At 59.5% G+C, this 13,848-nt stretch carries 10 protein-coding genes; 6 read left to right on the top strand and 4 right to left on the bottom strand.

Annotated elements, in window-relative coordinates:
- Positions 1-147: 147 nt before the first annotated feature.
- The gene (locus tag P3T24_RS30620) at positions 148-1,383 is read right to left on the bottom strand and encodes an urea ABC transporter substrate-binding protein (protein ID WP_429288855.1); all 1,236 of its coding nucleotides are present in this window, start codon (positions 1,381-1,383) and stop codon (positions 148-150) included.
- 510 nt (positions 1,384-1,893) lie between these two features.
- Between P3T24_RS30620 and P3T24_RS30615 the strand changes: the two genes are divergently transcribed.
- Positions 1,894-3,453, top strand: a complete 1,560-nt coding sequence (locus P3T24_RS30615; protein ID WP_429440401.1) for an FAD-dependent monooxygenase — start codon at positions 1,894-1,896, stop codon at positions 3,451-3,453.
- Positions 3,454-3,896: 443 nt separating this feature from the next.
- A complete protein-coding gene (locus P3T24_RS30610; protein ID WP_429288857.1) occupies positions 3,897-4,385 on the top strand; it encodes a hypothetical protein in 489 nt (162 codons plus the stop codon).
- 255 nt (positions 4,386-4,640) lie between these two features.
- On the opposite strand, the gene P3T24_RS30605 is transcribed toward P3T24_RS30610, so the two are convergent.
- Positions 4,641-5,525: an SDR family oxidoreductase gene (locus tag P3T24_RS30605; RefSeq protein ID WP_429440399.1), complete on the bottom strand. Its 885-nt coding sequence runs from the start codon at positions 5,523-5,525 to the stop codon at positions 4,641-4,643.
- 105 nt (positions 5,526-5,630) lie between these two features.
- On the opposite strand from P3T24_RS30605, the gene P3T24_RS30600 reads away from it, so the two are divergent.
- The 3 genes from P3T24_RS30600 to P3T24_RS30590 are packed head-to-tail and all read left to right on the top strand — an operon-like array spanning position 5,631 to position 8,075.
- Positions 5,631-6,050: a winged helix-turn-helix transcriptional regulator gene (locus tag P3T24_RS30600; RefSeq protein WP_074267317.1), complete on the top strand. Its 420-nt coding sequence runs from the start codon at positions 5,631-5,633 to the stop codon at positions 6,048-6,050.
- Between the two features lie 20 nt (positions 6,051-6,070).
- On the top strand, positions 6,071-7,663 hold the full coding sequence (locus P3T24_RS30595; RefSeq protein WP_429440397.1) for an NAD(P)/FAD-dependent oxidoreductase: 1,593 nt from the start codon (positions 6,071-6,073) through the stop codon (positions 7,661-7,663).
- Entirely contained in the window at positions 7,656-8,075 is a 420-nt protein-coding gene (locus P3T24_RS30590; RefSeq protein ID WP_429440395.1) for a c-type cytochrome, read from the top strand. Before P3T24_RS30595 ends, P3T24_RS30590 begins: the two co-directional genes overlap by 8 nt.
- Positions 8,076-8,167: 92 nt before the next feature.
- Here the strand turns inward: P3T24_RS30590 and P3T24_RS30585 are convergent, their stop codons facing one another.
- Entirely contained in the window at positions 8,168-11,044 is a 2,877-nt protein-coding gene (locus P3T24_RS30585; protein WP_429440393.1) for a sensor domain-containing phosphodiesterase, read from the bottom strand.
- 355 nt (positions 11,045-11,399) lie between these two features.
- Between P3T24_RS30585 and P3T24_RS30580 the strand changes: the two genes are divergently transcribed.
- Positions 11,400-12,662, top strand: a complete 1,263-nt coding sequence (locus P3T24_RS30580; protein WP_429440392.1) for a diguanylate cyclase domain-containing protein — start codon at positions 11,400-11,402, stop codon at positions 12,660-12,662.
- On the opposite strand, the gene P3T24_RS30575 is transcribed toward P3T24_RS30580, so the two are convergent.
- On the bottom strand, positions 12,663-13,622 hold the full coding sequence (locus tag P3T24_RS30575; protein ID WP_429440390.1) for an alpha/beta hydrolase: 960 nt from the start codon (positions 13,620-13,622) through the stop codon (positions 12,663-12,665). It abuts the gene before it with no gap.
- Positions 13,623-13,848: the final 226 nt, after the last annotated feature.

The raw sequence follows: 13,848 nt of genomic DNA, 5'->3' as shown, positions 1-13,848 counted from the left end.
CCCCGCGCGCCGCGAGCACCAGATAGCAAAAGCTGTCGCCTAACTTATAGATGCGCGAATAGAGAACCGAAACGGGGGCCAGGCATGCTCCACTTTCTGGAGGGGGCGCGCGGCGGCAATGCGCCTGCCGCCGCGCGCCCGCTCAAATCAGGACTTCTTGGGGAGATTCGACGGCGTGTACTGGCGATGATCCGGTTTGTTCGGCAGATCGCAGCCGACCTTGCCGAGCCAGTACGGCTGCACGTCGGGCCACACCTTTGGAATCTCGACGGAGTGATCCTCCTTCACGTGGACCAGAAAGATGGTGTGACTCGCGTGATGGCTCTTCGGGTCGATGCAGACCTTGCCTTGCTCACCGTCAGTGCAGATGGTTCCGCTTTCGAGCGCCTTGCGCACGGCGTCCTGGTTTGTCGAACCGGCTTTCTCGACGGCGGCCTTGTACAGATAGATGGCATCGTAGGCGTTCGCTGCTTCCTGATTGATGTACGGCTCATTCGGGAACTTCGCATGGAAGCGCTTCTTGAAGTCGTTGCTTGCGGGCGTATCGACTTCCTCGACGTAGTTCGCCGTCACGTACATGTCCTTGAGTGCAGGCGGTTTGAAGCGCTTGTGCTCATACGCCTGACCGACGTTCACCGAACTCGCCATTGGCAGATTCAGATGCGCCGAAGCCTGCTGCTCGTAATACGACGACTGGTTCGCGCCAACCAGCAGCGTGACCACGAAATCGGGCTTCGCCTTCTGGATGTTCTGGATCGTCTGGCCGAACTGCGATACGGACAACGGAATGAATTCCTCGCCGACCATCGTTCCGCCGTTTTCCTTGACGATGTTGCGCACCCACTCGGCGGAGATCTGCCCGAAGTTGTAGTCGGCGGCGATGGTGTACACCTTCTTGCCGTACTTCTGCATCATCCAGGGAATGAGCGTCGAGAATTGCTGTTCGGGCACCGCACCGGTCACAAAGGTGTTGGTGTCGCACACGCCGCCCTCGTACTGGTTGTCGTACCAGTAAAGCTGATGCGCGCGGTCCATGATCGGGCGGATCGCTTCGCGCGAGGCGCTGGAAAATGCGCCGAAGATGACGTCCGGCTTGTCGGTCTGGACGAGACGCCGCGCAAGTTCCTGAAACTTGGTGTTGTCCGACTGGGTGTCGTAGGCGATCAGTTGCACGGGGCGGCCGAGAATGCCGCCCTTGGCATTGATCTCTTCGACCGCAAGCTGCGTCGCGTGGATCTTCGGAATGGTCGCCAGTGCGAAATTACCCGAGGCGTCTTCCAGCAACCCGATTTTCACCGGATCGGCGGCGCTCGATGCGAGCGAAGTCAGTGCAAGTCCTGCGATAAGGGCGAGACGCATCCAGCCCGACGGCTTCAGCAACATGCGGATTCTCCAGAGGTGAACGCTAGACAGGGAAAATGCGGACAAAAAAAAGCCCTCTGACGAACGGATGTTCGTCAGAGGGCTTCTGTGCCGGGTCCCCGGGCGGACGTCATTGTCAGGCCACAGGGTGAGAGGAAAGTCTAAAGCGCCGTATTTTCAGTTGTCAACATGGCCAAAAATCGATGCGGACGCTACGCGGTGAATTATGGGTTCCATGGAGCGACGAGCATCCCCTCGTGGCCGATGCCGGTCCAACGAGGCCAACTGCGATCGGCCTGCCTTGGCCGCTGGTTGTTGCCACGCCATCGCCACAATGTTATAAAGCGATGTCGGAAAAGGCAGACTTGGTTTGGTAAGCCCAAGTCCTTTCGGTAACGAAAGCTCTGGTCTTTGGCCTCGCGCAAGAGATCCCCACGACGAACATTCGACGCTGCACAGGCGTCCAAACGTTCGTCCGTGTGGTTCTCAATCGAGGAACGCTCCGGTCGGACATCGACACAGGAGTAGTTCATGCGCAGACATCACTCAGATATCTATGACGTTGTAATTGCCGGCGCTGGCCCCGTCGGCCTGTTTCTCGCTTGCGAGTTGCGCCTGTTTGACCTCTCGGTCCTGGTGCTAGAGCAAGCTGAGGACCCACACTCCCCATTGAAGCAGCTTCCATTCGGAATGCGCGGCCTTTCGGCGCCTACGCTCGAAGCGCTGTATCGTCGTGGGTTGCTGGATGAGGTAGTCGCGGCGCAGCGTGAGAGCGAGGCCGCGGGCAAGAGTGCAAAGGCTGCACACTGGATGGGACAGCCGCGTCGGCCAGCCGGCCACTTCGCGGGCATCCAGTTCTATCACGACGACATCGACACATCGAAGTGGCTATATCGCCTGCCAAGCCCGGCCGGCGCCAGCATGGCGGTCGAACTGGAGACACTCGAAACTGTCCTGGCACGCCGAGCCAGTGCGATGGGGGCTGAGATCCGGCGTGGCTTTAGCGCCGACGCGATGACCGCGTCCGACGAAGAAGTAAAGGTTCACGCGGGCGGCGAAACTTTCGCTGGACGCTGGCTTGTCGGTTGCGATGGCGGCCGCAGTGCTATGCGCAAGGCGGGTGGCTTCGATTTCGTTGGCACCGATCCTGAGTTCACTGGCTATTCCGTTGAAGTCGAGATGGCCGACGAGCAAGCACTCCGCCCTGGCCGGCACTATACGTCGAATGGTATGTACACCTATGCACGACCTGGCACGATCGCGATGGTGGAATTCGACGGCGGCGCTTTTCACCGGATCCAACCGATCACGCTAGAGCATATACAGGCGGTGTTGCGCCGCGTGTCCGGCACGGATATCAACCTGACGAAGCTTCAGATCGCTACCACCTGGACGGATCGCGCTTTCCAGGCGACAACGTATCGCAAGGGACGCGTACTGCTTGCGGGTGATGCCGCACACATCCACTCCCCCTTGGGCGGTCAAGGGCTCAATCTCGGTCTGGGCGACGCGATGAACCTGGGCTGGAAGCTGGCAGCCACGATCCGTGGCGACGCGCCGGCCGATCTACTCGACAGCTATCAGCGGGAACGGCATCCGGTGGGAGCGGACGTTCTTGACTGGTCGCGCGCACAGGTTGCGCTTATGCGCCCCACCCAAAGCACGCGTGCGCTTTCAGCTGTCATCCGTGACCTCATCGAGACCCGCGATGGCGCGACATACTTTGCTGAGCGCGTGTGGGGCGTTTCGCTTCGCTACGATCTTTGCGACGGTCATCCGCTGGTAGGCCGCAGTGCTCCTGATTTCGAGCTCGTCGACGGGACTAAGGTCGGTAGTCTTCTGCGCGAAGGAAAAGGGTTGTTCTTGGAGTTCGACCCAGGCGCATCGCTTCAGGCGCTCGCGAGCCGTTGGCGAGAGCGGGTCACCTACGTCGCGAGCGACGTCAAGGAACGGCTGGGATTGCGCGCGGCATTGCTGCGCCCTGACGGGTTTGTTGTGTGGGCAAGTGAGGCCGCGGTCCGCGATGAGGAACTTGCCGAAGCTTTGGCGCGATGGTTCGGCAAACCTGAGGATGTGCTTGGCCCTGCCTAGGGCCACTTATATCAGACGGAGGGCAATGCCGCGACTGCGAAAACGAAAGCGAAAGCGTTGAAGCAAAAACACAAACGGCAAATCTTTTGGCAGCCTCAATTGGGCAACCCAATTATGCGCAATGGATACGCAATTAACTCAAACCGAATAAATTTTAGAATACCTCGCGCGGTCGGGGGTCAACGCCGCGTCTGTCACACCTTGCAATAGGAGGGGTGTTCGGCGAGCGCCCCGTCTTTGAAGCCTCGACCCGGATGAAAGAAAGCCGGGCGCAGGTCTAAAGTTTTCCTTTTTTAATCCGATATTATTTCTGGGCTGGTAATGCATCAGTCACCGGCGGACTACGGTCGAACACGATCCGGACGTTCGCTCGACCAGCACCTCGCGGAACGGGCCAAGAAAATAGATTTTCAAACACTGTAATAATAAAAACTGGGAATTTCATGAATACGAAAATTATCGTCGCTATCGGTCTTGCAACGGCACTGTGTGGCTGCTCGGCGCTGCAACAGTCTTCGTCACAACCGCAAGCTTCATCACAACCGCAAGCTTCAGCGTCTACAGCAGCAAACAACCAGCAGTTATCTTCAACTGCCGATGGCCGCCCCATCCAGAAGGTCCGTGTCGGCCAAATCAATGGCGAAATTATCGGTACGCCTTCGAAGAACAGCAAGTTTGCGAAACTTCGGATTGGTATGGGGCAGAAGGAAGTCCAGGACTTGATCGGCATGCCTAATGATTCTCACACTTACACTACAGGCAAGGCATTTATCCCGTTCTATTTTGGAAAGGATGCCTATCGTTTTGAAACCTTTTACAAGAAAGAGGGCTCCCTTACTTTCCAGGGCGGTGGTGTGACTGGGAGCAGCGGGGTACTTATCCGCGTGAGTGTCGATACGACATCGGATGGCTATGCGCATGACAACAATTGATCGTTGCGATTAGTTTTCCGAAAGACGCCCAGTTCGTGTAATTCCAGAGAAATCGCGCACGTTGCTGGGCGTGCTGACATGCATCGCTAGCCTCGGCAGCGCAACCCCACCTGCCCACCCGGACTCGTGCACAGGTAGCCGGGCTTGTCGAACGAAGCCGGCTGGCGGGGCGAAGTGATCGTTTCGGAGCGTTCAGTCAAGCCACGCATTTCCCAAAGCGAACCTTTGACGTCCGGCTACAGCGCAGGAAGACGCTCAAACTGCATAGGTGGCCTTGGCCTCTTCCAGATAATCGGCAAGCCGCTTCGGAGAGCGGCCGATGAGCGATTCGAGATGGTCCGTGACGATAGAAAGATTGCCAGCCCGAACCTCTGCCTCGATTGACACCAATACAGAAATAAACACGCCCGGAACACCAGCCGCGTTCAGTTCCATGACGAGTTGCTCGTCCGACACATGGACGACGGCAAGCGGCTTGCCTGTAGCCGGGCGAGCGAGGTCGGCGATCTGTTCGGTAGACAGCGCTTCAGACCCTGTCAGTGTGTAGGTCCGGCTATCTGAGGTTGTCGTGACCAGCGCTGCGGCGATCGCTTCAGCGATGTCCTCCCTTCCGACGTACGACTTTCTCCCACCTTTGGCCGCTGTATGCCATTGCCCGCTTTTCAGCGCGTTGGGGAGCGACCTGAGCAGATTCTCGTGATACCAGCTGTTTCTAAAAATCACGTACGGCGTACCGGTGGCCTTGATGGTCCGCTCGGTTTCCAGATGGTCCGGTGCAAAGGTCAGCAAAGAACTCCCTGGATTGGGCATCGACGTATAGGCGAGACGCTTGACTCCCGCCTCGACGGCTGACGAGACCGCATTGCGATGCTGCTTCAATCGTGTGCCTACCCCATCCAGCGCATCTGTGGAAATGATCAGGACGGTGCCGACGCCTTTGAACGCTGCGGTCAGGCCTTGCGGGTCTTCGAAGTCTGCCTTGCGAACCTCAATGCCCGCTGCCGCGAGGCTGGCAAGCTTTTCCGGGCTGCGGGTACCGGCGACGATGCGGTCGTGCGTTACGCCGCGCGCTAGCAGATGCTTGATAACAAGCTGGCCGAGTTGACCGGATGCACCGGTGACGAAAATGGTGTCGCTCATGGACTAGCCTCATTCTGAGTGTTACTCTCGTTTTGAGAGCGCCTCGATAATCAGGCGTCTGCGCTCTTCCGTAAAGAAGGCAGTTTTTCAGGAGATAGTTACCAAATGGGAACCACCAAGCCGTCGATTGGCGATCTCAAGACAAGGCTGGACGAGGCCCGGACCCAATTCGGTCCTTTGGCGAATTGCCCGGTGCGCGACGTCATCGATATCATCAGCGGGCGCTGGAGTTCGCTGCTGATGTTGGCGCTGGCTGAGCACCCACATCGATTCGGTGAACTTCGCCGGTTGGTGCCGGACATCTCGCAGCGAATGCTCACGCAGACGCTCCATGAGCTACAACGCGACGGCTACGTGAATCGCGAGGTCTTTCCCACGAAGCCACCGGGCGTCGAATACAGTCTGACCGAACTCGGTCATTCGATGTTCGAGGCGTTGAACGTTTTGATTCAATGGGCCGACGAGAATCACGCTGCAGTCACAGCGGCTCGCCGGCAATTTGATAGCCAGAGGGAATCTGCGTAAGTCGCATTGCGACCGCCCTTATGTCGAGAACAACCACCAATGCGATAAGCCGCCGGCAACTGCTAACGCTGATCGGCAAGAACCTCGGCGCGGCCGCCATGATGCAAGGCATGAGCTCGTTGGGGTTCGCCGCCACCTCGACCTACGCCGGACCGATCAGACTCGATGGCGCGCCCAAAGGAACACGAATTCTCGTGCTCGGCGCGGGCATGGCTGGCCTCGTCGCAGCGTTTGAATTGAGGAACGCGGGTTACCAGGTGCAGGTGCTTGAGTACAACAACCGTGCGGGTGGTCGGGCCTGGACCGTTAGGGGTGGGGATCGTTATACAGAACTCGGCGGTGCCACCCAGTACTGCGATTTCGCAGACGGGCTTTACCTGAACCCAGGGCCTTGGCGCATTCCGTATCACCACCAGGGCGTACTCGACTATGCCAAACGCCTGAAGGTGCCGCTCGAGCCATTCATCCAGGTGAATTACAACGCATACCTGCATTCGACGGAGGCTTTCGGTGGCAAACCGCAACGATTCCGGGAGGTGCAGACCGACTATCAAGGCTATATCGCCGAGTTGCTTTCCAAAGCAATCCACAAGGAAGCACTCGATGATGCGTTGTCAGCCGACGATGCGCATCTGCTACTCGAATCCTTGCGCCAATGGGGTGCGCTCGATCGGCATGGTGTCTATCAGCCGAACCAGCGAAGCAGTGAACGCCGCGGATTCGCGACCGCACATGGCGGTGGTTTGATGCCCAAGGCCGTGCCGTCGAATCTGCTCCCGCGCGATCCCTTGCTTGCATCCCGTCTGTGGCAATGGCTCTCGTCTGGGAACGAGCAGGACTTTCAGAGCACCATTTTCCAGCCCGTCGGCGGCATGGACAGGATTGCCCATGCGCTTTATTCGCAGGTTGCGAGCGCTGTGGTGCTTAACGCCCGAGTCACGGCCATCTCGCAGGACGAGCAAGGCGTCAGCGTGCGCTACACGGACACGGTCACTCGAGCCGAACGGAACGCGCACGCGGATTGGCTGGTGTGCACCATCCCGCTCTCGATTCTGAGTCAGATCGACATTGCCGTCGGCCCGACCATGCGTGCCGCGATCGATGCGGTGCCCTACGAGACATCCGTGAAAATCGGGCTGCAATTCGGCCGGCGATTCTGGGAAGAAGATGAGCAGATCTACGGTGGCATCACCTATACCGACCTGCCGATCTCGACGATCGGCTATCCGGCAACAGGTTACGGATCGACCGGTCCCGCGGTACTGCTTGGCGCCTACATGTGGGGACCCGCCAGCTATGAAATGGGCGCACTGCCCCCGGCGGAACGGATCGCCATGGCATTGAGCCAGGGTAGCCAGATTCATCCGCAATATGCGAGCGAGTACCAGAACGGCTTCGCAATGAGCTGGAGCCGATCGCCGTTCACGAATGGCTGCTTCGCCGCCTGGACAGATGCGTTGAGAAAGGCGCACTACGAGAATCTCTGTCAGATCGACGGACGGATCGTCCTTGCCGGAGAGCACGCTTCCCATATCCCGGCATGGCAGGAAGGCGCGGTGTTGTCGTCGCTGGATGCGATCACCCGGTTGCATCGGAGAATCGTCAATGGATAGGCCGTGGTCGATCTCCGGCGTAATGTTGATGGCCTTGCTGATGGTAGCCGCGAAGGTATCGGCTCAGGCGGTGGTGCAGGACGCACCACGCACCTTCACGCTTTCGCCTGGCTACCGCTTCACCGAAACGAGCGGCGAAGCGCTTTACAACGCTACCTGCGCGGGATGCCATATGCCGGATGGAAAAGGCGCACAGGGCGCGGGTCACTATCCGGCGCTCGTTGACAATCCGGCGGTCGAAGCGGCACCCTACGTCATCGTCAACGTACTGCACGGCCGAAAGGGGATGCCACCCTTTGGCGACGCGATGAGTGACGATCAGGTTGCTGCTGTCGTCAACTACACGAGAACCCATTTCGGCAACCGGTTTGACGGGGATGTCACGCCGAGCCAGGTTAGAAGTCTGCGTTGATGTCGCGTGGCATGGCCGTCGATGAGCTCGCACAATTCCGCTACATCCGCCGCGTCCACGTGATCAGCCGGGGGCCGACAAAGCCCAGAGCGCTAGCAAGCCGACGCTTTCGCAACCTTGCCCGCGCCGCGCTCACGGTTCGACAAACCCGGAAGAGCATCAAGCGGCATCGGTTTATCGAAGAAATACCCTTGCGCCTGGGCAGCGCCCATTTCCCGCAGTATCGCGAGTGTCCCCGCATCCTCGACGCCCTCTGCGACGACCGGCAGACCGAGCGATTCCGCCATTCGCACGATCGCTGTGACGATCGCGCGGCTGCGGGCGCTCGCGGTGAGTTCGAGGATAAACGACTTGTCGATCTTCAGACCGCTGAAGCGATACTGGTGAACATAACTCAACGACGAAAATCCTGCGCCGAAGTCATCGAGTACAACAGACATGCCGTTATCTGCGAGGCGCTGCATCGTGCTGCGCGCAAGATCGGGTTCGGCAACGAGCGCGCCTTCTGTCAATTCAAGACATACGCGCGAGGGCGAGACACCGTGCCGGTGCAACAGCGCGAGCACGTCGTCCGCAAACTCAGGCCGCGTGATACTAAAGCTCGAGCAGTTCACGTGGACGGGCGGCCAGTTCGCGCGCTCCGGCGCCGACAAAATAATGGCGACGCGGGTAAGCATGTAAAGGTCGAGTCGCCCGATAAGCCGCAAGCCTTCGAACCGCGGCAAGAACTCGCCGGGACTGACAATCCGTCCATCCGGCTGCCGCCAGCGAATCAGCGCTTCGAGCGCGACAACGTCGCCCGTCGCGACGTCGACGATGGGCTGGAAATACGGCAGCAGTTCATCGTCGCGTTTAAGCGCATTACGCAGCGCACCTTCGCGCTCCACCTGATCCAGCACCTCCCTTCGCAGCTCGTGATTGAACACGACATAGCTGTCACGGCCTGCGCTTTTCACGCGATACATCGCGATATCGGCGTCACGCAGGAGGTCGGCTGGCTTGTTGTGGTACTGGCAGTCGGCGTTCACAATGCCGATGCTGCACGAAGAGAAAACCGCGTGCTCGTCAATATCGAACGGCAGATCGAATGCGGCGAGTATGCGCTCCGCAATGAAAACGGCATCGCTCAACGGAGCATCTGGCGAGAGAATTGCAAATTCGTCGCCGCCGAGACGCGCCAGCAGATCGGTCGAACGCAGGCAGCCGCGCAAGCGATCCGCCGCCTGAACGAGCAACATGTCTCCGCAGTGATGGCCGAGGCTGTCGTTCACGATCTTGAAGCGATCAAGATCAAGGAACATCACCGTCAGTTGGCTGCCCGTTTCGCAATAGGCACTCCATGCGGTCTGCAGCCTTTGGAGCAGGTGGCTCCGGTTCGGCAGCCCGGTTAGCGAGTCGTGCAAATTTTCATGCACGAGGCGTGCGTTGGCGTTGTCGAGCTCCCGCGTGCGAATCTGAACGCGGGATTCGAGTTCTGCGTTCGCCGCATGCAGGGCATCGGCGGCTCGCCGGCGGGACAGCGCGGTGTCGATATGGTGCGACACGAACGTCAGCAGTTCCTGATCGCGCTGCGAGTAACGAACGAGTGGCGCGTAGCTTTGTACGGCGAGCACTCCGCGTACGTCATCTCCATCGAACAGCGGTACCCCAAGCCACGAGCGAAGCCGCACTTCTGAAGTGTTCGTTTCGATCTCGCCTTCGGCTATCAGGCGTAATGCGCCGTCCTCGTCAAGAAGGCAAGGGCGACGCTCGCGGATCACGTATTCGGTAAGGCCGCGTCGTCCAAAGCGCGGCGGCGGCGGCTCGTGGATATGTTCGTCGACGTAGTACGGAAAGGAAACGGTCTGGGTTTCCGCATCAAAGAGTGCGATGTAGAAGTTGTGCGCGTAGAGCAGCTCACCGACGATCTGGTGCAGGCTGCCAAAGAATCCCACCATGTCTCCGGGGCGGCTCGAAAGCTCTGCGATCTGAAAGAGCGTTGCCTGCAGGTGTTCGGCACGCTCGCGCTGGGCGATGCCTTCGCGCAGCGCTGCATTGACCTGCGAGAGTTCAGAGGTGCGACGCGCGACCTGTTCCTCCAGATCGGCGCGGTGCAGGATCCGGTCTAGTGCCATGGCTACGTGCCGCGCTACCACCAGGAAGAGCTCGCGGTCCTCGGCGCTGTAGATCCGCGAGACGTCGTACACCTGCATCGCAAGCATGCCGAAGACTTCATCCGAAGCATTCTTCAGCGGCGCGCCCATCCAGAACTCGGGGCAGTCGCCGATCGGGTAGAAAATACCGGCGTCCTTTCCGGCGCGGATCGTCGCAGCATCGACGAAGAGCGGCTGACCGGTCGTCAGCACCTGGGCAGTCATCGACGGACGTGCAGGATCGAGAATGTCGAAGTTTTCCGCTTCGATGACATCGGCGTCGATCACGTCAACATAGTACGGGTAAGTGATCTTGCCGCTTTTGCGGTCGTACAGCGCCAGGTAGAAATTCTCGGCGTCGATCAGCGTACCGAGGCGCTCGTGCACGCGCCTCAGGAACTCTGCGCGATCAGGCACCGAACTCGCGAGATAGGCGATTTCATACAGCACGCGCTGCGTGTTCTGGGCGCGCGCGAGGGCGTCGGTCTGAGCGCGTTCGCCCAGACTCCGGGCGAATTCCTGCAGGGATTCGTCGTCAGCAAATGCGGCTGGCGCAATGAGCCAGCCGAGCACCCGTTCGCCGCGGCCCGTGGCAAAGCGCAGCCACCCCCGGCCAGCGCAGAGTTTTACGAGACCCTGTTCGGCGATGGTTTGCGGCCAGTCGAGCGATGCATCGCCGTGGCCGGCAAGGTGCAACTGCTCGCCCGCGCGATACCAGGCCCACGTTTCGGCCCATGGCTGGCTGCCGTTCCTCACCGCCCGCAATTGGGCATCGATTGCCGGAGCAGCCAGCGCGGTGCTCTCCGCCGGATTTTCGCGTGCGGATGCGTCAGCCATCGGAAGACGCTCGTTCGTCGTGCAACGCCAAACCTCAACCTCACTCAAATGTTTGTCGGTGGTGTGTATTCCGCGAGGGCGCGCAGCCTTTTTTTTTGGATACGCTCCTTGTGCTAACGGCACGGGAAGCTGAGGCTTGAAGGGTTTTTGATAGCCGAATGCGTCGAGCCTGCGCCGCAGCAGGGAAGAATAAGGCGTGGCGCAGAAATATCAAAATTGCCAATAAATACGCGCGACTGACATCATTCCTTCAGAATGTTCTTCGCCTGCCGTTAATTCACGTAGCGGTCGCTAACTTTCATGGGCTTCTTTTCAGGTGCCGCATCGCAACGGTGAACGAGATTTCTGAGGCATTATGTCCTGGCGAGAATTACCGGATCTGTTCTCGGTCGGATTACTGATCTACGCATTTGTAGCGGTCGCACGGCCTGCCGGCTCGACCATGACCCGGCTTTGGTTGCGCGGCTGGATCTGCATCGAAATACACTTCGCCGCGTATTCGTTTCTCGCGTTGCCCGGAGCCTGGGGCGCAGCGGCAGATGCAATCGGCACGGCCGCGCTCATCTGGTGTGCGCAGCTCTTCTGCTGGTCGATGGACGCGGAGCCTCGGCATTGGAGTAGCCGGCTCATGTTCTGGAGCCGTGCGCTCGTCTACACGTTGTACATCTGCCTTGCGGATTGGCCCGGCGTGCCTGCGCCGCCGAGAATGGTTGTTGCGACCTTGCTCGCTCTGGTCCCGCTGACCATCTTCTACGTCCTTCCGTCCGCGCAGCGAACCACCACGCGCCTTACAACGGTAGTGCTCGACATTGCTCTAGCCGTCGCCCTGTTATTTTGCGAAATGCTCCCCGCAACCCTGGGCGTGCAGACAGCGACGATGCTCTGCGCCGCCTACCTGTACTGCTGCATTCAGTGCTGGTTCATGCTGAAGGCGCGCACCGGTGGTTTTATCGTCACGTTCGTCGGGCTGTTGACCTGGGCGGCGGTTTTTCCTATGGGGCTGCTCACAGACCTCTGGCTGCCCAAAGTTGAGTTCGACGTCGAAATGTGGAATCTGCCCAAGTTCCTGGTTGCGGTCGGCATGATCATGTTGCTGCTTGAAAATCAGCTCAAGCAGAATCAACATCTGGCGGACCACGATGAGCTGACCGGCTTGCCAAATCGAAGGCTGTTCGAAAGCCGGCTGGGCGCGGCGCTCTCGCGGGCACAGCAGAAAGGCGTCAGGGTCGCTGTGCTGGCGATCGATCTGGATGGATTCAAGTCGATCAATGACAGATTCGGCCATCGTGCCGGCGACCTGGCGTTGCAGGATGTCGCCCATCGCTTTGCTGGCTGCGTCCAAAGCGGCGATACTCTGGCGAGGACCGGTGGCGACGAATTTAGCCTTCTACTTGAGTGCCCGATGAATCGGGACGCCGCTGTCAGTCTCGCCAAATGCCTGCAGGATAGCTTGATGGCGCCTGCGAAGGTGTCAGGCGAGCAGGTCCAACTGGGCGCAAGCATTGGCATCGCGCTTTTTCCAGAAGACGCCGGAACGCTGGATCAACTGTGTTCGCTGGCGGATCAGCGGATGTATGCGGCGAAGCGGGATGCGCAGCTTTTGGCGCAAACGGCTTGATCAGATCCCCGACTGCAGCTTCTCTCCGAGAAACACACCGATAGCCTCGAGAGCCTCTCCCGACGCCTTCAACGTTCCGATCCTGCCGGGGAATCCGTGTGGCATCCCCATCCAGACATCGACCCGTGCATCGATACCTGCGGCGAAGGCGCGCTGGACATATTTACGTGAGTCATCCAGTAGCACTTCATCGTCTCCCACGTGAACGCGAACGGGAGGTAAACCGCTCAGCGGTGCGTGGAGCGGTGAAGCGTGGGGATGTTTGGGATCGGCGCCACGCAAATAGGAATGCACAAGTCCGGACACTTGAGCGCGCGTGAAAAGCGGATCGGCGTCTGCGCGTGTCTCGTAGGTGGCGCCCGAGAGCGTCAGATCGGTAACGGGTGACAGGGCAACCACGCCAACAAGCATCGCCTTAGCAGGGACGTCGTTGCCGGCGATGCGCGAGGCGAGGATCAGGGCGAGATTACCGCCGGCCGAGTCTCCAGTGATAGCAATCCGCTCGATGTTTCTCTCGCCAAGTCCGAGATAGCAGGCCAGCACATCGTCAACGGCTGCGGGGAACGGATGCTCGGGAGCCAGCCGATAGTCCGGAACGAAGGCCCTTACTCCGCTTCTCGCCGCGATATGCGCGACAAGATGGCGGAATGCGTTGGCGGAGCCGAAGTTAAACCATCCTCCATGCAAATGGATGATCGCCTCGCCCGGCCGACAGTGCTCAGGAATCACCCAGATGCCTGGGACGCCGCCCACTGCGTCTTGTTCGAACGTCACGTTTTCGTGCGGCAAAACGCTTTCCATCATGGCATCGAAGGCCCCGCGCGCTTCGATCCCCAGCCTCACCCCTTTGGTGGAACTGGCGCCGGCTCGCATCATCGCGATGATCTTGCCGTCTTCAGGATCGAGTGGATGCGTCACGACAAAAGAGTTAGATACACCGTTGGCGGGTGAATTTTCCATCGCTAACTCCTTTATCGTGTAAGAGACATCGTCCGGCGATCGGACCTATGCACGGATAGTAGAGTGGCAGCGAGGGCGCGCATATCTCCTGAATTGCAAAGCAACTTTGCGCTTGGTAGAACGCCGGACATTCGTTGCCGGCAGGACAGGACCCTGCCGCCGCAGGCAACGCGCTGCGCGGCAAGGTGTCGTTTTGCGAGCCGGTCAACTGAGCGGCGGCTGAGGG

Origin of the sequence: Paraburkholderia sp. GAS33 (genome assembly GCF_050436645.1) — a bacterium.
Classification (GTDB): Bacteria; Pseudomonadota; Gammaproteobacteria; order Burkholderiales; family Burkholderiaceae; genus Paraburkholderia; species Paraburkholderia phenazinium_B.
Note: the sequence above shows the minus strand (reverse complement) of the source record. Positions and strands in the feature narration are given on the sequence as shown.